Genomic DNA, 20,183 nt, shown 5'->3' with positions numbered 1-20,183 from the left:
CCGTCAGAGGAGCTTCGCGACGGCGTCCGTGGTCTCCGCCCAGACCCGGGGGAACTCCTCCCACGCGCGCGCGGCCCCGGCCCGTTCCACGCCGGTCAGCACGCCGTAGGTGAACGTGTCCTCCCCGGCCAGGCGGGCGTTCGCGGCCTCGGCCGCGAGCCGCTCCTGCGCGACGACGCCGTCCATGTGGGTGCCCAGCACCTCCTGTACGTCCTCCGCCCGCGTGGCCAGCTTCTTCATGCCGAGCACCTCGGCGGTGTAGCGGGCCCGCTTGGCCGCCTTGCGCACGTCGTGCATGGCGATCTCGCGCTCGGACTCGTTCTCGATGGCCTGGGCGGTGTCGTAGGCCCTGGTGACCCGGTGCCAGCTCTTGGCCGCGACGGTGTCCAGGGCGGCGGCGGGCTTCTTCGCGGCCTTGGTGAGCACCGGGGTGCCGGTCAGGTCGTCGAGGGCGTCGAGCAGGGCGAAGTAGCGCTCCCCGCCGAGGGCGTCCCTGATCCGGTCGAGGGCCTCGTGCTCGTCGTCCAGCAGGTCGGAGCTGAGGCGCGCCCTGACCGGGCCCACGATCAGCTCGTCGTCCAGGCTGTCGAGCCTGTGGGCGAACCGCTCCCGGACGACCTCCAGGTCACGTGCCTCGCCGAGGACCGTACCGAGCCACTTGAGCTCCTCCTGGAGGTTCTCGGTCCCCTCGACGACCGTCCTGAACGACTTCAGCGCGCTGCGGAGCCGCCGGGCGGCGACGCGCATCTGGTGGACGGCGTCCTCCTCCGCCTTCCTGACCCGGGGGTCCTGCGCGAGCAGCGCGCCGACCTGGGAGGCGAGGTAGCCGACGACGACCTCGCCCGCCGACCCCGGAGCGGTCTCGGCGCGCGGATGCTCCGAGACCGCTCCGGCGCCGCCGAGCAGGCGCGCGAGCTTGCTGGCCGCGTCGGCGGGGGTGGCCCCGGCCTTGCCCAGCCGCCTGCCGACCTTCTTCAGCAGCTTCTCGTCGCCCTCGAGCAGTTCCGCCTCGACCTCGCGCCAGCGCTCGACGTGCGGTTCGTCGCCGAACACGGTGCCCTTGACCCGGTCGTCGGCGATCTCGACCAGCCCCACCCCCGCGCCGTTGACCAGGGTGGTGACGGCGCGGCGGGTGTCCAGCTCGGCGATGGGCGCGAGCGGGGCGCCCCGGGTGTAGGCGAGCACCAGGTCCGCCAGCTCGGCGGGGACGATCTTGGCGCTCCGGGTCAGCGGGTGGGTGATCTCCTGCCGTACGCCCTTGGCCTTGGGAAGTTTGAGGTGCCAGCCCGGATCGGTGCCGCCCCTGCGCCTGCGCAGGGTGATCCCCCGCGCGGCGAGCCTCAGATCGGGCGTGTCGAAGTAAAGGGCGACCAGCTGGTGGGTCTTCGGACCCACGACCTCCGCCGAGCCGGGAAGGCCCGTGAGGTCCGGCAGCTGGTAGTCCACCGGCACGTCGAACTTGTCCTCAATCTCTATTCCCACAGGTCGTCCCCAGATTTGTCCAGATTTCCACCATGTCTTCGCAGTATTTATTGATGCCCTGTTATACGTCCGGGAACCCCGGCCGATCAGGTCACGGGGCGGGGGTCACATTCTCCGGGTGCCGCAGGCGTACGGGGGTGAAGAGGGCGGCCACCGCGATCAGCAGGCAGCAGACGCCCGCGAGGACGAAGACCGGGGTGGCGCCGAAGCGGGCCGCGCCCCAGGTGAGGGCGGCGGCGCCGATGGGGCCCATGGAGAAGTGGATGGTCCAGAACGCCGAGGTGACCCGCCCGAGCAGATGGTCCGGGGTCACCTGCTGGCGCAGGGACATGGAGCAGATCCCCGCGACGCTCACGCAGCCGAGGTAGAGGGCCACGATGACGGCCATCCCCCAGACGGAACCCGCGAATCCGGCACCGACGATCGCGAGTCCGGCCACGGCGTGCGCGCCGATCCAGGCGGGGCCGAAGCCCACACGCGCGCGCAGGCGCGCGACCAGGAGGGAGCCGATCACCGTGCCGACCGCGGCGATGCCGAGGACAACCCCGACGGCGGAGTCCGGCTGCCCCAGATCGCCCTTGAGCCGGTAGATCACGAGGTCGGTCAGCCCGAGCGTCAGGAAGACGAAGAACGACAGCAGGACGGTCAGCACGCGCAGCACCGGATGGCGCCACAGGAACACCGCCCCGGCCAGGAGCTCGCGCCACGGCCGCTCCCGTACGGCGAGCACCGCGGGACCGCCGGTGTCCCGGGGGATGCGGATCAGACAGACCCCGATCGCGGACACCGCGAAGCTCACGGCGTTGATGCCGATCGCGGCGGTCAGGCCGAACCTTCCGGCGACCACCCCGGCCAGCATCGGGCCGAGGATCCCCGCCGCGGCGGCGGTCGCGTAGAGCTTGCCGTTGGCGTCGGTGACGCGCTCCCCGCCGACGAGGTTGCGCACCGCGGTCACGTAGGTGACCTGGAAGACCATGCCGACGGCCTCGGCCAGCGGCAGCACCACGTAGAGCAGCCAGATCCGCGGTCCCGTCGTCCAGGCGAGCGGGATCAGCGCATACAGGACGAGCCTGACGAGGTCGCAGACGATGAGCAGGGTGCGCCGGTCGAACCGGTCGACGAGAACCCCGGCGAACACTCCGGCGACGACCGAGGCCGCGCCCGAGACACCGGTCAGCAGTCCCATCTGCGCGACGGATCCCGTCACGTTCAGGATGAGCAGGGGAACGGCGATGAGGGCGAACGAGTCACCGGCCACCGAAAGGGTCTGCGCGCCCCAGAAGACGCCGAAGGAACGTACCGGGCTGTCACGGACGGTCACACCGGGACCTGAATCCGTCGCGTTCGGACCGCCGGCGGGAGCCGGCCTCGGGGCCGCGGGTCATCTCCGGGCGACCGCGAAGACCCTGCGGAAGGGGAAGACCGTGCCGTGCGGCCCGCGCGGGTAGGCCTCGCGGAGCAGGGCGGCGCAGTCGGCGAGGAAGGCGACGGCCTCGGCGGGATCCAGGCGGTCGAGCACGGGGCGCAGGGCGGTGCCGGTGATCCAGGTGAGCACGGCGTCGTCGCCGGGGAGGACGTGCAGGTAGGTGGTCTCCCACGCGTCCACCCGGCAGCCCAGGCCGGTGAGCAGGTCGAGGTAGGCGGCCGGGTCGTCGACCGGGGAGGGACGGACCAGGTCGCCGAGCCGGTCGCGCCACGTCGTCCGGCACAGCTCGCGGACCAGGGCGTGGCTGGGGGCGTCGAAGTTGCCGGGGACCTGGAAGGCGAGCCAGCCGCCGGGGGCGAGGGCCTCCACCCAGCGCGGCAGCAGCTCGCGGTGCTCGGGCACCCACTGCAGGACGGCGTTGGACACGATCACGTCGACCGGGTGCCCGGGGCGCCACCGCGTGACGTCGTCGACGGAGAAGCTCAGCGAGCCGCCCGCGGGGGCCTTCTCGATCATGGCGGGCGAGGAGTCGAACCCGTGGACGCGGGCGCCGGGCCACCGCCTGGCGAGCTCGGCGGTCAGCTCGCCGGTGCCGCAGCCCGCGTCGACCACGTGGCCGGGGCGCTCCGCGGCTATCCTGGAAACAAGATCGAAGAACGGCCGCGAGCGCTCGTCGGCGTAGCGGCCGTAGATCACCGGATCCCACATATCTCTTGACATCAAGACAATTGATATCCGGCAAGATATCTCGATGTCAAGACAGATAGACTCGCGGCATGACCCTGCACCACGCGGACCACGAGTCCGGGCGTCCGTCCGCCGCGAAGGACGAGACCGTCACGGCCGCCGCGAAGGAGAAGGACGAGACCGTCACGGCCGGCGCGCTCGACAGGGACCTCGGCAGGGATTCCAACAGGGACGAGGTCGACCTGCTGGTCGCCGCCTGGCGTCAGGAACGCCCCGATCTCGACGTGGAGCCGCTCCAGGTGCTCAGCCGGGTCTCCCGGCTCGCCCGCCACCTCGACCGCGCCCGCCGGGCCTCCTTCGCCGAGCACGGCCTGGAGACCTGGGAGTTCGACGTGCTCACCGCCCTGCGCCGGGCCGGGGAGCCGTACGAGATGAGCCCGGGAGCCCTGCTCCGCGCGACGCTGGTGACCTCGGGGACGATGACCAACCGGATCGACCGGCTGGCCGCGGCCGGGCTGGTCAGGCGGCGCCCCGACCCCGAGGACCGGCGCGGCGTCCTGGTCTCGCTGACCGACGCCGGGCGGACGCGCGTGGACGGCGCCTTCTCCGACCTGCTGCGCCGCGAGCGCGATCTCCTGTCCGGCCTGGGAAAACGCGAACAGCAGGCCCTTTCGGACCTGCTGCGCACGCTGCTCGTCCCTTTCGACGCCACCGACACCGGAGCGCGCTGAGCCCTTATGCCCCCCGAGGAAGATCCAAACCTCGGCCTTCCGCGCTCCGGGACGGGCCCGGAGCGCGCGGCCTACTCGCCCAGGCGGTCGGCCAGCTCCAGCCACTCGCTCTCGATCGACTCCTTCTCCGCGAGGATCTCCTTCAGCTGCGCGTCGAGCGAGGCCAGCCGCTCGTAGTCGGCGGCGGCGTCGGCCATGGACGCGTGCAGCTTCGCCTCCCGGCCACTCAGCTTGTCGAGCTGGCGCTCCATCCGGGAGAGCTCCTTGCGGAGGTCGCGCTCGTCCTTCGCGGACAGGCCGGGGGCCGTCTCCTTCGCGCCGGTGGACGAGGTCGCCGAGGCCGTGCCGGACACCGCGCCGGACGCCGCCCGCGCGGACAGGGCCGCCCCCGAGGCGCGCCGGGCCAGGTATTCGTCCACCCCGCCGGGGAGCATCGACAGCTTGCGGTCGCCGAGCAGGGCGACGGTCCTGTCGGTGACCCGCTCCAGGAAGTAGCGGTCGTGGCTGACCAGGATCAGCGTGCCCGGCCAGCCGTCGAGCAGGTCCTCCAGCTCGTTGAGCGTCTCGATGTCGAGGTCGTTGGTCGGCTCGTCGAGCAGCAGCACGTTGGGGTCGTCCATGAGGAGGCGGAGCAGCTGCAGGCGGCGCCGCTCGCCACCGGACAGGTCGCCGACGACCTTCCACTGCGCGTCGCCCTTGAAGCCGAGGCGTTCCAGCAGCTGGGAGGCCGTCCACTCCTTCTTGCCCACCTGGATGAACTTGCGGACCTCCTCGACGGTCTCCAGCACCCGGCGCTCCGGGTCGAGCTCGCCCAGCTCCTGCGACAGGTGCGCCAGGCGGACCGTCTTGCCGCGTACCAGCCTGCCCGAGTCGGGGTGCACGGTACCGGCGAGCAGGCGGAGCAGCGAGGACTTGCCCGAGCCGTTCACGCCGATCAGGCCGACCCGGTCGCCGGGGCCGAACTGCCAGGTCGAGTGGTCGAGGACCATCGGGCCCTGGCCGGGGCCCCCGGCGTGCAGGGTGACGTCCTCGAGGTCGTAGACCGTGCGGCCCAGCCGGGCGGCGGCGAACTTGACCAGCTCGACGCTCTCCCTGGCGGGCGGCTCGTCGGCGATCAGCGCCTGGGCGGCGTCGATGCGGAACTTGGGCTTGGACGTGCGCGCGGGCGGGCCCCGGCGGAGCCAGGCGATCTCCTTGCGCATCAGGTTCTGGCGGCGGGCCTCGGTGGAGGCCGCGACCCGGGCGCGCTCGGCCTTGGCCAGCACGTACGCGGCGTACCCGCCCTCGTAGCGCTCGACGGCGCCGTCCACGACCTCCCACGTCCTGGTGGAGACCGCGTCCAGGAACCACCGGTCGTGGGTCACGACCACCAGCGCCGTCCTGCGGCCCGCCAGGTGCCTGGCGAGCCAGTCGATGGCCTCGATGTCGAGGTGGTTGGTCGGCTCGTCCAGGATGATCAGGTCGTGCTCGTCGATGAGCAGCTTGGCCAGGGCCGTACGGCGCCGCTCACCGCCCGACAGGCTCCCGGCGAGCGCCGTCAGGTCGATGTCGCCGAGCAGGCTGGCGAGGATCTCGCGGATGCCCGCGTCGCCCGCCCACTCGTGCTCGGACCTGTCGCCGAGGACGATGTCGCGCACCGCCCGCGCCGGATCGAGATCATCGCCCTGCGACAGCGAGCCCACCTGGAGCCCCCGGTTGTGGGTGACCCGTCCGCTGTTCGGCTTGAGGTCGCCGGCTATCACCGAGATGAGGGTGGTCTTGCCGCCGCCGTTGCGGCCGACCACGCCGATGCGGTCGCCCACCTCGATGCCGAGGGAGACGTCGCGGAGCAGGGGCTTGGGACCGTAGGAGTGGGAGACCGACTCAAGATTGACCAGATTCATCGCTTCCCAAGCGTATCCGCTCCCGGCCGGCGCGCTCCCCCGCGACTACACGATCACCGGGCCGGGGACGGGGCCGTGCGCGGTGATGACGTCGCGCGCCACCCCGGCGTCCTTCAGGGAGGCGGCCAGCTCACCCGCGTGGGCCTCGGAGCGGGCGAGGAAGGCGCAGGTGGGCCCGGAGCCGGAGACCAGCGAGCCGAGGGCCCCGTGCTCGCGGCCGGCGTCCAGGGTGCGGGCCAGGGACCCGCGCAGCATCACCGCGGCGGGCTGCAGGTCGTTGCGGAGCTCGGTGCCGAGGGTCTCCGCGTCCCCCTCGCGCAGCGCGGCCAGCAGCGGCTCGGCGGCCTGGGGCCAGGCGACCCGCTCGCCGGTCGCCTGGCGGAGGCGGTCGCACTCGGCGTAGACCGTGGCCGTGGACAGGCCGCCGTCGGCGAGCGCGAACACCCAGTGGAAGGTGCCCGCGATGTCCAGCGGGGTGAGCCGCTCGCCCCTGCCGGTGCCGACGGCCGTACCGCCGAGCAGCGCGAACGGGACGTCGCTGCCGAGGTCGGCGGCGATCTCCATCAGGTCCTCGACCGGCAGGCCGAGGCCCCACAGCTCGTTGCAGGCGACCAGGGCCGCGGCGGCGTCGGCGCTGCCGCCCGCCATGCCGCCCGCCACCGGGATCGACTTGCGGATGAGCAGGTTCACGCCGTACGAGCGGCCCGCGTGCCCGGCCAGCGCGAGGGCGGCCCTGATCGCGAGGTTGTCGCGGTCCTCCGGCACCTGGTCGGCGGACTCGCCCTCCACCCGGACGCTCATCCCGGTCTCCGCGGTGGCCGTGACCTCGTCGAAGATCGAGACGGCGTGGAAGACGTTGACGAGGTCGTGGTAGCCGTCGTCCCGCAGCGGCCCGACGGCGAGCTGCAGGTTGACCTTCGCGGGCACGCGGACGGTCACGGAGTTCATGCGTCCCCCATCAGGGCTCGCTCACTGGTCACGACGTCAGATCGTAACGGGATCCTTCCGCCGCGCACACAAACCGGCCGGTGAATCACGCTACACACCGCTTTCCGCCGCGCTTTCCGTCGTACGGTGCTCGGCGATTCGCGCGAAGTCCTCGACGGTGAGCTGCTCACCGCGCTCGGAGGGGTCGATGCCCGCGGCCCGCAGCGCCCGCTCTGCCGCGGGGGCCGTACCCGCCCAGGAGGCGAGGGCGGCGCGGAGGGTCTTGCGGCGCTGGGCGAAGGCGGCGTCCACCACCGCGAAGACCTCCTCGCGGGTGGCCACGGTCGTGGGCGGTTCCCGCCGGACCATCGCGACCAGGCCGGAGTCGACGTTGGGAACCGGCCAGAAGACCGTACGGCCGACGGGACCGGCCCGGCGGACGTCGGCGTACCAGGCGGCCTTGACCGAGGGGATGCCGTACACCTTGGAGCCCGGGGCCGCGGCCAGCCGGTCGGCGACCTCGGCCTGCACCATGATCAGGACCTTGTTCAGCGACGGCTGCGTCTCCAGCAGGTGCAGCACCACCGGAACGGACACGTTGTAGGGGAGGTTGGCGACCAGCGCGGTCGGCCTCTCCTCCGGCAGCTCCGCGGGCAGCACGCGCATGGCGTCGGCGAGCACCACGGTGAGACGGTCCGCGAGCTCGGGGGCGTGCTCGGCGACGGTCAGCGGGAGCTGGGCCGCGAGGACGGGGTCGATCTCCACGGCGATCACGCCGCGGACCTCGGGAAGCAGCGCGAGCGTGAGCGACCCCAGCCCGGGACCGACCTCGATGACGACGTCGTCGGGCTCAAGCCCGGCCACCCGCACGATCTTGCGGACCGTGCCCGCGTCGATCACGAAGTTCTGTCCGAGCTTTTTTGTGGGACGAATGTTGAGCTTGTTCGCCAAAATACGTATTTCTGCAGGACCAAGAAGGTTCATGCTGATTCTCCGCACGGCGGTCTGAACCCGGCATCCACCGGTCCGCCGTGGTCTTCGACTCGTTTGTCTCGATCACCCAAGGTTGCTCTCCCATGCCATCCGACCAGTTTCCCGCACCGAAGACGATGCAAAGACGCTCGATGAAGCGCGAGGGGTTCCGTTGTGGATAACGTTGCCGTACGGGGGCCCAACGGTGAGAAAGGGAATCTTCCCGGTGAAGAGGACGTGAACCAGCCCGGTGTCGAGGGGCTGCGACCCGCCGACCCCGAGCAGATCGGGAGTTACCGCCTGCTCGGACGTCTCGGCGAGGGCGGGATGGGAACCGTTTACCTGGCGCTGGCGCCGACGGGGAGACCGGTCGCGCTCAAGGTGGTGAAGGCGGAGTTCGCGGTCGAGGAGGGCTTCGCGGCGAGGTTCCACACGGAGGTCGAGAACGCCCGGCGGGTGGCCTCGTTCTGTACCGCGCAGGTGCTGGACAACGGCAACGACGACGACGGCCGGCCGTACATGGTCACCGAGTACATCGCGGGCACGCCGCTGTCCCGCCAGATCACCGAGCACGGCGCCCTGGAACAGGGCACCCTGCACGGCGTGGCCCTGGGGGTGGCGGCGGCGCTGGCCGCGATCCACGTCGCCGGACTGGTGCACCGGGACCTCAAGCCCGCCAACGTGATCCTGTCCATGTCGGGGCCCCGCGTGATCGACTTCGGCATCGCCAGGGCCCTCGACTCCACGCACAGCTTCACCCGCTCGGGCGAGGTGCTCGGCAGCCCCGGCTGGTGGGCCCCCGAGCAGGTGCGCGGCCTGGAGATCACCCCGGCCGCCGACGTCTTCGCCTGGGGCTGCATGGTCGCGTACGCGGGCAACGGCCGCCACCCCTACGGGCGGGGCGACATGATGACCATGGCCACCCGGCTGCTCACCACCCCGCCCGACCTGGGCGCGCTTCCCGCCCCGCTGAACGACCTGGTGCGCCGCGCGACCGAGATGGACCCCTACCAGCGGCCCAGCGCCCAGGACCTGCTGATCGCCCTGGTCGGCGGCGGGATCGCGGCACCGGCCGCCCCGGCTCCCGTCCGGGTCGACCCGCCCACGCTGATCGCCACCGACCTGCTGAACGAGTCGTGGGAGCCGCCCGCCAACGTGGAGCCCGACTCCACCCAGACCCTCAGCGCGCTGAACCTGGAGGCGGGGTTCACCGACCCGGCCACGGCACCGACGCCCATCCCCGGATCGATTCCCGCCCGGGGTCCGGCGGACTCGTCCTCCGTACCGGCCCCGTTCACGGCCCCCGCCCCGTCCACCACCGGGGCGGCCTTCACGTCCGTGCCCCCGGAGACCGCGGCGCCCGGCCCGTCCACGACACCGGCGCCCTCCGGGTCCCGGACGACACCGGCGCCCCGCACGGCGCCGGCCTCGCCGACCACGCCGCCGGAGCCGTCAGGACCGCCGGGGTCGTCAGGGTCGTCGGGGTCGCCGGGGTCGCCGGGGTCGTCGGGGTCCCTGGCGGTGCCGGAGCGGACCTCACCACAGAATCCGCTCCCGTACCCCATGCGGGCCGAGCCCACGACGTCACCGTCGCGCCCGTTCACGACCCCCTTCCACGCCCCGGCGTACGGTCAGGCGCAGGGCGGGGCGCAGGATCAGGCACCGGGTCAGGTCCCCACCCTGCCCCCGTCGTCCCCGTCGCCCCAGTCGCCCGCGTCCGGCTTCCAGGTCCCGCCTGGATCGGACACGCCGGACGCGAAGGGCTCGGCGCCCCGGCGGCGCTGGCTGTTCGCCGGACTGGCCGTGCTCGTGGCGCTGGCCGTCACGGTCGTCGTCCTGTTGAACATCCCCGGGGGAAACCCGAACGGCCAGGGTCAGGCGCGGACGGGCACCACGGGCACCACCGGCGACACCGGCGACCTCGCCGGGACCGGCGCCGGCGACGTGGGCCGCACGATCACGACCGGCTCCTTCCTCGAGGATCCGCGGCTGATCGTCCCGCGCACCCCGGCCTGCGGGCTCACCTCCTACCGGAACGCCACCCCGGCGAAGGGGCGGTTCTGCACGGTCCCGCTGACGCTGATCAACACCGGCGGGGAGCAGGTCCAGCTCGGCGACAGCGACGCGATCACCCTGATCGACGATCGCGGCGCGACGCACTCCCCCGAGAGGGTGTCGACGGCCCTGCCCGCCGCCCTGCCCCCCGGGACGAAGGCGGAGGCCCTCCTGGTCTTCGATCTTCCCCCGGCCCGCAAGCCCGCCAAGCTGACCGGTGTAATGATCAAAGAAGGCAGGACCATCGAGGTGAGACTGTCTTGAGGCTGCTGCTCTCCCTCGCGGCGACGGCCGCGATCGCGCTCCCCGCCACCGGGGCCGCCGAGACGCTCACCGCGTCCGCCAGGCCCCTCACGGCCGGATCCGGCACCGCTTCGGCCGCCTCGCCCACCTCGCCCGCCGACTGCACCGGGGCGGGCGTGAGCGACTTCGACGGCGACGGCCTGGAGGACTCCGCGGTCGGCGACCCCTTCGCCAACCCCGGCGGGCTGACCGGTGCGGGAGCCGTCCACGTGCTGTTCGGCCGGGGAGAGAGCGGGAAGGCCGTGACCGCCCCCGAGACGAAGGCGGGGGACGCCTTCGGATGGTCGGTGCGGCTGGCCAAGGTCGACGGCGACGGCTGCGCGGACCTGATCGTCGGCGCCCCGTACGCGGACGTGGCGGGTCGTACGGACGCGGGCGCGGTCTACGTGGTGTACGGCGGCCCCCGGGGCAGGACGGTCCGCCTGGTCTCCGCCGAGCCGGAGGCGGACGCCCACTTCGGCTGGTCCCTGGCCTCCGGCGGGACGCTGGTGGCGGTCGGAGCCCCGCACGAGAACGCCGAGGGCACGGCCGACTCCGGCGCGGTCCACCTGTTCGACGCCGCGACGCTCGGCACGGGCCGGCGGATCTCCCAGGAGACCGAGGGCATCTCGGGCAACGGCGAGGTCGGCGACATGTTCGGCTGGTCACTGGCGATCGGCAGGCTCGGCGGCACCCCGGACGAGCCGGATCTCGCGGTCGGCGTGCCGTACGAGAACGACGACGGGGCGGGGCGCCAGGTCGGCGCGGGCAAGCTCGACTCGGGGTCGATCGCGGTGATCTACGACGTGCGCGAGGCCAAGGAGGAGTACGGGAGCAGGAAGTGGGACCTTCGTGAGGTGGCCAGGTCCCAGGAGGGCGACCGGTTCGGCTACGCGATGGCCTACGCCGAGCAGGGGGACGTCGGCTACCTCGCGGTGAGCGCCCCGCTCGGCGACGGCGGGGAGGTGAAGGACTCCGGCCTCGTCCAGCTGTTCCAGTCCTCCGACGCCCAGGAGATCAACCCGATCGCCACCCTCCACCAGGGCGAGGAAGGGACCCAGGGCGAGGGCTACGGATTCTCGCTGGCCTTCACCGGCGAGGGCGCGGGAGAGATCAGGCTCGCCGTGGGCGTGCCCTTCGACGGCACCGGCGAGCAGGGCGGCGTGCGACTGATCACGATGGGCGAGCCGGACGCGGGCACACTGGTCACCCAGAGCGAGGCGGGCGACCACTTCGGCTGGTCGGTCGGGTTCAGCGGCAACCGGCTGGTCGTCGGGGTGCCCGACAGGGGAGGCGCAGGAGCGGTCGTCCTGCTGGGCCGCAACGACACCGAGGGCCTTCCGCTCTCGCCGGGCACCGGAAAGATCCCCGCCCTCGAAGGCGCCGCCTCCGCCGACTTCGGCGCCGCCGTGGGCTGAGGTCTCCGGCCCCGGTCGCCGTGGGCGCGGGCTCCCGGGCTTCGGCTCCGGACCGGCTCCGGCGCCGCCGTGGGCCGGTTCGCCTTCAACTGGGGCCTGGCCCGCATCAAGGCCGCGATGAACCAGCGCGCGGCCGAGCAGTCCTACGACATCGCCGATGAGATGCTGACCGAGGTGCCGTGGTCGCTGTACGGCCTGCGCCGGGCGTGGAACACCGCCGAGAACACCGCCAAGGGCGACGTCGCGCCGTGGTGGGCCGAGCACTCCAAAGAGGCCTACACCAGCGGCCTGGACAACCTGGCACGGGCGTTGAAGAACTGGGCGGCCTCCCGCAACGGCACGCGGGCGGGCAAGAAGATCGGGTTTCCCCGGTTCAGGTCCAAGCACCGCACCACCCCTTCGTGCCGGTTCACCACCGGCGCGATCCGGGTGGAGGCCGACCGCCGCCACGTGACGCTGCCCCGCCTGGGCACCATCCGCACCCACGAATCCACCCGGAAACTCGCCCGCCACCTGGAGCGCGGCACGGGGCGGATCCTGTCGGCCACCGTCCGATGCGAGGGAGGGCGGTGGTTCGTCGCGTTCACCTGCGAGTTCGACCGTGCCGAACGAGTTGTGGCCAGGCCGGAGGCCGTGGTCGGCGTGGATCTCGGGGTCAAAGACCTCGCGGTGCTGTCCACCGGCGAGGTCATCGCCAACCCCAGGCATCACCGCTCGGCGCTCAAGCGGCTGCGCAAGCTGAACAAGCAGCTCGCCCGCCGCGTCGGCCCCCGCGCCCCGGACGGTGGCAGGCGCGAGCCCTCCGCCCGCTGGGTCAAGGCCAAGGCCGCGCTGGGCAGGGCACACGCCCGGGTGGCCAACCAGCGGCGCGACGGCCTGCATAAGCTCACCAGCCGCCTGGCGGCCACCTGGGGCACGGTGGTGGTCGAAGACCTCACCATTCTCCGGGATGGTCCGTAACCGTCGCCTGGCCCGCGCCGTCGCCGATGTCGGCCTGGCCGAGGTGCGGCGGCAGCTGTCCTACAAAACCGCATGGAGCGGCGGGCGGCTCGTCGTCGCCGACCGGTGGTATCCCTCCAGTAAGACCTGTTCGGGTTGCGGCGCGGTGAAAGCCAAGCTCGCCCTGTCCGAACGCACCTACACCTGCGCCGGGTGCGGCCTGGTCGCCGACCGGGACCTCAATGCCGCGCTGAATCTGGCCGCGCTCGCGGCCGACGTCGCCCAGAGTCGCGGAAAGACGCGAAACGCCCGTGGAGGAGCGGTAGGACCCGGCACCCGTGCCGGGCGCGCACCGGCGAAACGGGAACCCCGGAAACGGGGAACGCTCCGGCGCAAGCCGGAAGCTGCCTGAGAGCGCGCTCACCACAGCACACTCACAAGCAACGGTCACCAGGAGCCGAAGACGGTCTCCCCGTTGGCGCTGATGGCGGTGGCGAGCTCGGTGAGGTCGGCCGCCTTGACCTCGGCGAGGCAGCGCAGCGTGAGCGGTATGAGGTAGGGCGCGTTGGGTTTGCCCCGGTGGGGGGTGGGCGGCAGGTAGGGCGCGTCGGTCTCGACGAGGATCAGCTCCCTCGGCGCGACCCGCGCGGCCTCGCGGAGGTAGGCGGCGTTCTTGTAGGTGACCGGCCCGGAGAACGACATGAAATATCCGGCGGCGACGCACCGCTTCGCCATCTCGGCGTCACCGGAGAAGCTGTGGAACACCACGACCTCGGGAGCGCCCTCCTCGGCCAGCACACGCAGCACGTCGTCGTGGGCCTCGCGGTCGTGGATCACCAGGGCCTTGCCGGTCCGCTTGGCGATCTCGATGTGCGCGCGGAAGCTGGCGTGCTGGTCGTCCTTCGACGCCCAGTCGCGGTAGTAGTCGAGACCGGTCTCCCCCACCGCCCTGACGTGGGGCAGGCGGGCCAGCCGCTCGATCTCGGCGAGGGTCTCCGGCGTCGAGGCGTGCGCCTCGTTGGGGTGGATGGCCACCCCGGCGTAGACGTCCGCGTGGAGGGCGGCCGTCTCGGCGTTCCAGCGCGAGGACGGCAGGTCGTAGCCGATCGTGACGAGCCGCGTCACGCCGACGGCGCGGGCCTCGTCGAGGATGCCCTCGACGCTCGCCCGGGCCGCCTGCGCGGCCTGGGCGACCGGATCCCCCGAGGACGCCTGGCGGTTGCCCACCATGATGTCCAGGTGGCAGTGGCTGTCGAACACCTCTGCCGGCAGCGGCCTGGGTGCGTCGGGAAGCTTCGGCGTGCTCACGGCGTCCAACCTACCGAGAAGCCGGTGCGGCCCGCGCCCGGTGCCGGGCGCGGGCCGCTGAGAACCCTGGTCGCGGAACGCGAAGAGCCCTGGTGACCGCTTGGAGGAACCCTGGTCGCGGACCGCCGAAGGTCTTGACGCGGGCCGCCGAGGGCCCTGGGTGCGGGCCGCGAGAGCCTGTCCTACTCGCCCAGGCGGGCCAGCTCCTCCTCGACGATCTTCGGGTCGAGCTTCACGAACAGCGGGGTCGGCGGGGCGAGCGGGGAGCCCACCCGGATCGGGGACGACTCCCAGCGCGCGGCGCCGTCGTAGGAGCCGGTGATGATCGGGTAGGTCCTGCCGTCGTCGTCGGTGACCTCCTGGATCTCCGGCATGCCCGTCCAGACGCCGGTGCCGCCGAGCATCGCGTAGATCTTGTTGGAGGAGTTGGGCAGGACCGGGGTGAGCAGCGTCTTGGCGTCGTCCACGACCTGCAGGGCGACGTGCAGGATGGTCTTCACCCGTGCGGGGTCGTCCTTGATCTTCCAGGGCTCCTGCTCGGCGAGGTACCGGTTCGCCTCGCGGATGACCTCGAACGCCTCGTTCGTCGCGTTCTTGAAGCGGCAGTGCTCGAACTCGGTGGCGACCTTCGGGAAGGCCGCGCGGCTGCGCTCCAGCATCGCGCGGTCGGCGTCGGTGAGGTCGCCCGCCTCGGGGATGACCCCGAAGTTCTTGGCGGCCATCGAGATCGAGCGGTTCACCAGGTTGCCCCAGGCCGCCACCAGCTCGCCGTTGTTGCGGTTGAGGAACTCCGACCAGGTGAAGTCGGTGTCCTGGTTCTCCGGGCCCGCCACGGCGATGTAGTAGCGCAGCGCGTCGGCGTCGTAGCGCTCCAGGAAGTCGCGCACGTAGATGACCACCGAGCGGGAGGAGGAGAACTTGCGCCCCTCCATCGTGAGGAACTCGCTGGAGACGACCTCGGAGGGCAGGTTCAGCGCGCCGAGGGAGCCCGGCTCGCCGTCACGGGCGCCCTGGCCGTTGTAGCCGAGCAGCATCGCCGGCCAGATCTCCGCGTGGAAGACGATGTTGTCCTTGCCCATGAAGTAGTAGCCGAGGGCCTCGGGGTCCTGCCACCACCGGCGCCAGGCCTCGGGGTCGCCGGAGCGGCGGGCCCACTCGATGGAGGCGCTGAGATAGCCGATGACCGCGTCGAACCAGACGTAGAGCCGCTTGTTGGCCTGGTCGTTCCAGCCCTCCAGCGGGATCGGCACGCCCCAGTCGAGGTCGCGGCTGATCGCGCGGGGGTGCATGTCACCGAGCATGTTGAGGGCGAACTTCAGCACGTTGGGCCGCCAGTCGCCCTCCTTGGAGGACAGCCACGACGCCAGGACCTCGGCGAACGCGGGCAGGTCGAGCATGAAGTGCTCGGTCTCCACGAAGATCGGCGTCTCGCCGTTGACCTTGCTCACCGGGTCGATCAGCTGGATCGGGTCGAGCTGGTTGCCGCAGTTGTCGCACTGGTCGCCACGGGCGCTCTCGTAACCGCAGATCGGGCAGGTGCCCTCGATGTAGCGGTCGGGCAGGGTGCGCCCGGTGGAGGGCGAGATGGCGCCCATCGTGGTCTGGGGGAAGATATAGCCGTTGGCGTGGAGTCCCTTGAAGATCTCCTGCGTGACCGCGTAGTGGTTTTCCGTGGTGGTCCGGGTGAACAGGTCGTAGGAGAGCCCCAGCGCCTGGAGGTCCTCGACGATCACCCTGTTGTAGCGGTCGGCGAGCTCGCGGGCGGTGAGGCCCTCCTTGTCGGCCTGGACCTGGATCGGGGTGCCGTGCTCGTCGGTCCCGCTCACCATGAGGACCTTGTTGCCCGCCATCCGCTGGTAGCGGCTGAAGACGTCGGACGGCACGCCGAATCCGGAGACGTGCCCGATGTGGCGGGGGCCGTTGGCGTATGGCCAGGCGACCGCGGTCAGGATGTGCTGGGACATGGTGCAAGCCTAAGGGACGCGGCCTCGGGCCTTGGTGCTGTCGTGGTTCTCCGCGGTCCTCGACTTTCCGGGAGCTTTTCCCGAAGCCGCCGCGGCGCTCACGGCAGCCGCCGCGTCACCTCGTGCGACCGCAGTGCCGTGACGCTCACGGCAGCCGCGGGGCCGCCGGCGTGGCACCGTCGACGGGGGCGTCCGCCGGGTCGCCCGCGGCGGCGCGGCTGACGGCCTCCGCGGCCTCCTCCGCGGCGGAGGCGGCCACGTCGATGGGCGTCTCCTTGGTACGGCGGATGCCCAGGATGCTGATGAACAGCGCCGCGAAGATCGTCTGGAAGCTCACGATCAGCGCGGTGGCCGAGGGCACGACGATGCGCAGCGACTCCGACGGGATCAGCGGGCCGAAGCTGCGCGTCTGCCAGTGGACCAGCGAGGCGACCAGGCCGCCCAGGCCGCCCAGGGCGAGCAGCCCGCCGACGATCAGGCCCTTCTCCAGGCTCACGATGTCGACGAGCTTGCGCACCCTGCGGTCTTCCGGCAGGAAGCCCTCCTCGGCGGCGTACACCTTGGTGAACAGGGCGAACAGCGACGCCTGGAAGCCGATCACCACCATGGCCGAGGCTCCGACCAGGGTGTCGACGTCGAAGGCGAGCTTGCCGATGTAGACCGGGCCGAAGGTGAGGGCGGCGCCCGCGACCAGGCCGAGGGTCATCAGGACCAGGCCGGGGATGAAGAACAGCCAGCGGGGGCTGTAGAGCATCAGGAAGCGCAGGTGGCGCCAGCCGTCGCGCCAGGAGCGCAGGTGCGGCGGGCGGGAGCGGCCGTCGGGCGACAGCGTGGTGGGCACCTCGCGCACGTCCAGCCCGGACAGGGTCGAGCGGACCACCATCTCGCTGGCGAACTCCATGCCGCCGGTCTGCAGGCCGAGCCGCAGGATGGAGTCGCGACGGAAGCCGCGCAGGCCGCAGTGGAAGTCGCCGATCGCGCTGGGGAAGAACAGGCGGCCGATGAAGGAGAGCACCGGGTTGCCCAGGTAGCGGTGGAGCGGGGGCATGGCGCCCGGCGCGATGCCGCCCTTGAACCGGTTGCCCATCACCAGGTCGGCACCGTCACGGAGCTGCTCGACGAAGGGCAGCAGCGCCGTGAAGTCGTAGGAGTCGTCCGCGTCGCCCATGATGACGTAGCGGCCGCGCGCCGCGCGGATGCCCCCCATCAGCGCGTTGCCGTATCCCTTGGCGTCGACGTGCACGACCCGGGCCCCGGCCTCGCGCGCGAGCTGCTGCGAGCCGTCCGTGCTGCCGTTGTCGGCGATCAGGACTTCCCCGTCGATCCCGTGCTCCCGCATGCAGGCGAGCGCCTTGCGTACGCAGGTCTCCACGGTCTCCGCCTCGTTCAAGCAAGGCATGACCACGGTCAGTTCCACGTCTCAACCCTTCACTCACTGCACAAGCCAATCTCACCATGATGCCCTCTACAGTCCCCTGCCCGGGTCAACTCCCTGAAACGGCTGGCATCCTGTAATGCATGGTGACCGTCGCCGACCGCCCTCGCCTGGACGCTCTTCCGCCCGAGCGGGGCGCTCGCCTGCGAGCCTTCCTCTTCCGGCATCGCCTCTTCGTGGCCGCCCTCGCGCTGGCGTTCCTGCTGCGCGTGGTCACCATGCTCGGCTACGGCCCGGCCCTGTGGTTCAACGACTCCTACGAGTACGTCTCGGGGGCCGTCAACCCGAGCCGTCCCAGCGCCCTGCGCCCGAACGGCTACTCCTTCCTGCTCCTGCTGCTGAGGCCCCTGCACAGCTTCGCGCTGGTGGCCTTCATCCAGCATCTGATGGGCCTGGGCATCGCGGTCCTGATCTACACCCTGCTGCGCGGCAGGTTCGGGCTGCCCGGCTGGGGGGCGACGCTGGCCGCGGTGCCGGTGCTGTTCGACGCGTACCAGATCCAGCTCGAACACCTGATCATGTCCGACGTGATGTTCATGCTGCTGGTCGTGGGCGTGATCACGCTGGTGCTCTGGCACCGGCGGATGTCATGGCGGCTCGGCGCGGTGATCGGGCTGATGCTGGCGCTGACCGCCCTGACCCGGTCCATCGGCCTGCCGATCCTCGCGCTGGTCGTGGTCTACCTGCTGGTCAAGCGCACGGCCTGGAAGACGATCGCGGCGATGATCACCGCGTGCGCCCTCCCGGTGGTCGGCTACATGGCCTGGTTCGCCTCGGCGCACGGCAACTTCGCGATGACCAACAGCGACGGCGCGATCCTCTACATGCGGACGTCGCTCTTCGCCGACTGCACGAAGATGAAGGTCGATCCGCGCGAGGAGCTGGAGCTGGCGCTGCTGTGCATCAGCGCGCCACCGAGCGAGCGCCACTTCTCCGGGCAGAAGTATCTCTGGTGGGCGCAGAACGGCCAGCGCTTCCACGCCTTCGGGGTGGGCAGCACGTTCACCCCTGAGATGAACAAGACCGCGGGCACGTTCGCCCAGCGGGCCATCCTGTCCCAGCCGACGGACTATCTCGGCACCGTGGCCGGCGACTTCTTCCGCGCCTTCCACTGGGGCAGGCCGCGCTTCCCCGACGCTCAGACCTACCTGCAGTACGAGTTCCCGCCGACGACCAAGGTCCTGCCCGCCTGGTCGTCGTACCAGGGCAACACCGACACCGACGCGCGCAAGTACGACCCGGGCCTGCGGGTCGCGCGGATCCAGGACAAGCAGCGCGTGATCGGCACCGACCTCAACGACCCGTGGGCCACCTTCCTGCAGGGCTACCAGCGCGTCGTCCGGCTGCCCGGCATCGTGCTCGGCGCGCTGCTGCTGGTCGGCCTGGCCGGGGTGGCGGCGCGCTGGCGCAGGCTGGGCGGGGCCGTGCTGCTGCCGTGGCTGGCGGCGTTCGGGCTCATCCTGGCCCCGGCGGCGACGGCCGAGTTCGACTACCGCTACCTGCTGCCCGCGGTGCCGCTGGCGTGCCTGGCGGCGGCGATCTCGCTGCGCCACGGGTTCTCCAGGCCCGCCGCCACCGTGCCCCCCACCACCGTGGCACCCGGCGACGTCACGTCCGACGCCGTCATTCCCGGCGACGTCCCGACCGGCACGATCATGATCGGCCCCGCCGCGCCGCCCGCGACCGCGCCGGCCACGACCGAGCCGCCCGCCGTCACGGACGGCCCCGTCGCGACCGCTCCAGGCGCGACCGCCCCCGGCGCGCCCGATGCCGGCACGAGCGATCCCGTCACGACCGATCCCGGCACGCCGGATTCCGCCCCGCCCGGCCCCGGCACACCCGGTCCCGTCACACCCAGCTCCGGAACAGCATCCGCGCCCACCACTGGGAGTGCGGGATGAGCTCGGCGACGAGCACCGGGTAGAGCCACCCGAGATTGATCAGCGCGAGGAGCGTGAAGGCCCCGACGACCGCGGCCCCCGTCGCCCTGCGGTTGGGCGCGGCGTCCGCCCGTCCGATGATCAGCCCGGCGACCAGGGTCAACGCGAGGATCATGAAGGGGAGCATCGTGATCGCGTAGAAGAGATACATGGTGCGGTTGTCGGCGAGGGCGTAGTAGAACCAGGGGAGCCAGCCGGCGGCGTAGCCGAGGAGCACGGTCCCGGCGCGCCAGTCGCGGGTGGCGACGTACCAGGCGATCATGGCGATGAGGGCGGCGAGACCCCCGTACCAGATGACCGGGGTGCCGACCCCGAGCACCGCCTCGGCGCAGCTGTCGGCGCCGCACCCGGTCTTGTTCGGCGGATAGTGGAACGCCACCGGGCGCAGCAGCAGCGGCCAGGTCCAGGGGTCGGACTGGTAGTTGTGCGGGGTCGCCAGCCCGGTGTGGAAGCCCAGCACCTGCATCTGGTAGCTCAGCCACGACCGCAGCGAGTCGAAGACGAAGAACCCCGGGCCCTGCGAGGTCGCCTGCACCCAGTTGCGGCCCCAGCCCAGCGGCGAGGCGAACCAGCCGGCCCAGGAGACGACGTAGGTGACCACGGGCAGCAGGCCCATCGCCAGCACGGCGCCGGTCAGGTCCCTGTTCAGCGCCCCCACGTACGGCTTGCGCAGGCCGATCGCGCGGCGGGCCCCGGCGTCCCAGACCAGGGACATCACCGCGAAGGCGACCAGG

The 20,183-nt window shown here is 71.8% G+C and carries 15 protein-coding genes and 1 pseudogene; 6 read left to right on the top strand and 10 right to left on the bottom strand.

Going from position 1 to position 20,183, the window contains the following annotated elements:
• Positions 1-3: 3 nt before the first annotated feature.
• From ACTOQ1_RS16955 to ACTOQ1_RS16945, 3 genes are all read right to left on the bottom strand, one after another.
• Positions 4-1,482 carry a CYTH and CHAD domain-containing protein gene (locus tag ACTOQ1_RS16955; protein WP_440068172.1) on the bottom strand — a complete coding sequence of 493 codons (1,479 nt, stop codon included), beginning with the start codon at positions 1,480-1,482 and terminating at the stop codon, positions 4-6.
• A 91-nt stretch (positions 1,483-1,573) separates the two neighbouring features.
• Complete coding sequence (locus tag ACTOQ1_RS16950; RefSeq protein WP_440068170.1) at positions 1,574-2,803, bottom strand: MFS transporter; 1,230 nt, start codon at positions 2,801-2,803, stop codon at positions 1,574-1,576.
• A 60-nt stretch (positions 2,804-2,863) separates the two neighbouring features.
• Complete coding sequence (locus ACTOQ1_RS16945; protein ID WP_440068168.1) at positions 2,864-3,628, bottom strand: trans-aconitate 2-methyltransferase; 765 nt, start codon at positions 3,626-3,628, stop codon at positions 2,864-2,866.
• A gap of 209 nt (positions 3,629-3,837) precedes the next feature.
• Here ACTOQ1_RS16945 and ACTOQ1_RS16940 point away from each other — a divergent pair, with 209 nt between their 5' ends.
• Positions 3,838-4,326, top strand: coding sequence for a MarR family winged helix-turn-helix transcriptional regulator (locus ACTOQ1_RS16940; protein ID WP_440068590.1), 489 nt, complete (start codon positions 3,838-3,840; stop codon positions 4,324-4,326).
• 71 nt (positions 4,327-4,397) lie between these two features.
• Here ACTOQ1_RS16940 and ACTOQ1_RS16935 read toward each other — a convergent pair whose 3' ends face one another.
• From ACTOQ1_RS16935 to rsmA, 3 genes are all read right to left on the bottom strand, one after another.
• Positions 4,398-6,209, bottom strand: coding sequence for an ABC-F family ATP-binding cassette domain-containing protein (locus ACTOQ1_RS16935; RefSeq protein WP_440068166.1), 1,812 nt, complete (start codon positions 6,207-6,209; stop codon positions 4,398-4,400).
• Positions 6,210-6,254: 45 nt separating this feature from the next.
• On the bottom strand, positions 6,255-7,157 hold the full coding sequence (locus ACTOQ1_RS16930; protein WP_440068165.1) for a 4-(cytidine 5'-diphospho)-2-C-methyl-D-erythritol kinase: 903 nt from the start codon (positions 7,155-7,157) through the stop codon (positions 6,255-6,257).
• 90 nt (positions 7,158-7,247) lie between these two features.
• On the bottom strand, positions 7,248-8,120 hold the full coding sequence (gene rsmA, locus ACTOQ1_RS16925; RefSeq protein WP_440068163.1) for a 16S rRNA (adenine(1518)-N(6)/adenine(1519)-N(6))-dimethyltransferase RsmA: 873 nt from the start codon (positions 8,118-8,120) through the stop codon (positions 7,248-7,250).
• Between the two features lie 225 nt (positions 8,121-8,345).
• On the opposite strand from rsmA, the gene ACTOQ1_RS16920 reads away from it, so the two are divergent.
• The 4 genes from ACTOQ1_RS16920 (at position 8,346) to ACTOQ1_RS16905 (ending at position 13,214) form a co-directional block, all read left to right on the top strand.
• Positions 8,346-10,427 (top strand): protein kinase domain-containing protein, encoded by a 2,082-nt coding sequence (locus tag ACTOQ1_RS16920; protein WP_440068161.1) that lies wholly within the window; start codon positions 8,346-8,348, stop codon positions 10,425-10,427.
• Positions 10,424-11,863, top strand: a complete 1,440-nt coding sequence (locus ACTOQ1_RS16915; RefSeq protein WP_440068159.1) for a hypothetical protein — start codon at positions 10,424-10,426, stop codon at positions 11,861-11,863. Before ACTOQ1_RS16920 ends, ACTOQ1_RS16915 begins: the two co-directional genes overlap by 4 nt.
• Positions 11,864-11,932: 69 nt before the next feature.
• Positions 11,933-12,823 (top strand): IS607 family element RNA-guided endonuclease TnpB, encoded by an 891-nt coding sequence (gene tnpB / locus ACTOQ1_RS16910; RefSeq protein WP_440068157.1) that lies wholly within the window; start codon positions 11,933-11,935, stop codon positions 12,821-12,823.
• Positions 12,813-13,214, top strand: coding sequence for a zinc ribbon domain-containing protein (locus ACTOQ1_RS16905; protein ID WP_440068155.1), 402 nt, complete (start codon positions 12,813-12,815; stop codon positions 13,212-13,214). The genes tnpB and ACTOQ1_RS16905 overlap by 11 nt, the downstream gene beginning before the upstream one ends.
• Positions 13,215-13,249: 35 nt before the next feature.
• Here ACTOQ1_RS16905 and ACTOQ1_RS16900 read toward each other — a convergent pair whose 3' ends face one another.
• The 3 genes from ACTOQ1_RS16900 to ACTOQ1_RS16890 all read right to left on the bottom strand — a co-directional run bounded on the left by ACTOQ1_RS16900 (position 13,250) and on the right by ACTOQ1_RS16890 (position 17,491).
• Positions 13,250-14,110 (bottom strand): TatD family hydrolase, encoded by an 861-nt coding sequence (locus ACTOQ1_RS16900; RefSeq protein ID WP_440068154.1) that lies wholly within the window; start codon positions 14,108-14,110, stop codon positions 13,250-13,252.
• 182 nt (positions 14,111-14,292) lie between these two features.
• Positions 14,293-16,074 (bottom strand): methionine--tRNA ligase, encoded by a 1,782-nt coding sequence (metG, locus tag ACTOQ1_RS16895; RefSeq protein WP_440068153.1) that lies wholly within the window; start codon positions 16,072-16,074, stop codon positions 14,293-14,295.
• Positions 16,075-16,219: 145 nt separating this feature from the next.
• Positions 16,220-17,491, bottom strand: a complete 1,272-nt coding sequence (locus ACTOQ1_RS16890; RefSeq protein WP_440068152.1) for a glycosyltransferase — start codon at positions 17,489-17,491, stop codon at positions 16,220-16,222.
• Between the two features lie 101 nt (positions 17,492-17,592).
• Here ACTOQ1_RS16890 and ACTOQ1_RS16885 point away from each other — a divergent pair, with 101 nt between their 5' ends.
• Positions 17,593-19,410, top strand: a complete 1,818-nt coding sequence (locus ACTOQ1_RS16885; protein ID WP_440068150.1) for a hypothetical protein — start codon at positions 17,593-17,595, stop codon at positions 19,408-19,410.
• Here ACTOQ1_RS16885 and ACTOQ1_RS16880 read toward each other — a convergent pair.
• A pseudogene (locus ACTOQ1_RS16880) lies at positions 19,358-20,183 on the bottom strand (phospholipid carrier-dependent glycosyltransferase); the annotation flags it as partial. The gene ACTOQ1_RS16885 and the pseudogene ACTOQ1_RS16880 sit on opposite strands and share 53 nt — an antisense overlap.

This window comes from Streptosporangium sp. OZ121 (assembly GCF_051918885.1).
GTDB lineage: Bacteria > Actinomycetota > Actinomycetes > Streptosporangiales > Streptosporangiaceae > Streptosporangium.
The sequence above is the reverse complement of the archived record's forward strand: the minus strand, read 5'-3'. Positions and strand labels throughout refer to the sequence as shown.

Excerpts from the sequence above, each read along its gene's own strand:
- ACTOQ1_RS16945 (WP_440068168.1), bottom strand. The coding sequence starts at position 3,628 with ATGTCAAGAGATATGTGGGATCCGGTGATCTACGGCCGCTACGCCGAC.
- ACTOQ1_RS16935 (WP_440068166.1), bottom strand. The coding sequence starts at position 6,209 with ATGAATCTGGTCAATCTTGAGTCGGTCTCCCACTCCTACGGTCCCAAG.
- ACTOQ1_RS16930 (WP_440068165.1), bottom strand. The coding sequence starts at position 7,157 with ATGAACTCCGTGACCGTCCGCGTGCCCGCGAAGGTCAACCTGCAGCTC.
- rsmA (WP_440068163.1), bottom strand. The coding sequence starts at position 8,120 with ATGAACCTTCTTGGTCCTGCAGAAATACGTATTTTGGCGAACAAGCTC.
- ACTOQ1_RS16905 (WP_440068155.1), top strand. The coding sequence starts at position 12,813 with ATGGTCCGTAACCGTCGCCTGGCCCGCGCCGTCGCCGATGTCGGCCTG.
- metG (WP_440068153.1), bottom strand. The coding sequence starts at position 16,074 with ATGTCCCAGCACATCCTGACCGCGGTCGCCTGGCCATACGCCAACGGC.
- ACTOQ1_RS16885 (WP_440068150.1), top strand. The coding sequence starts at position 17,593 with ATGGTGACCGTCGCCGACCGCCCTCGCCTGGACGCTCTTCCGCCCGAG.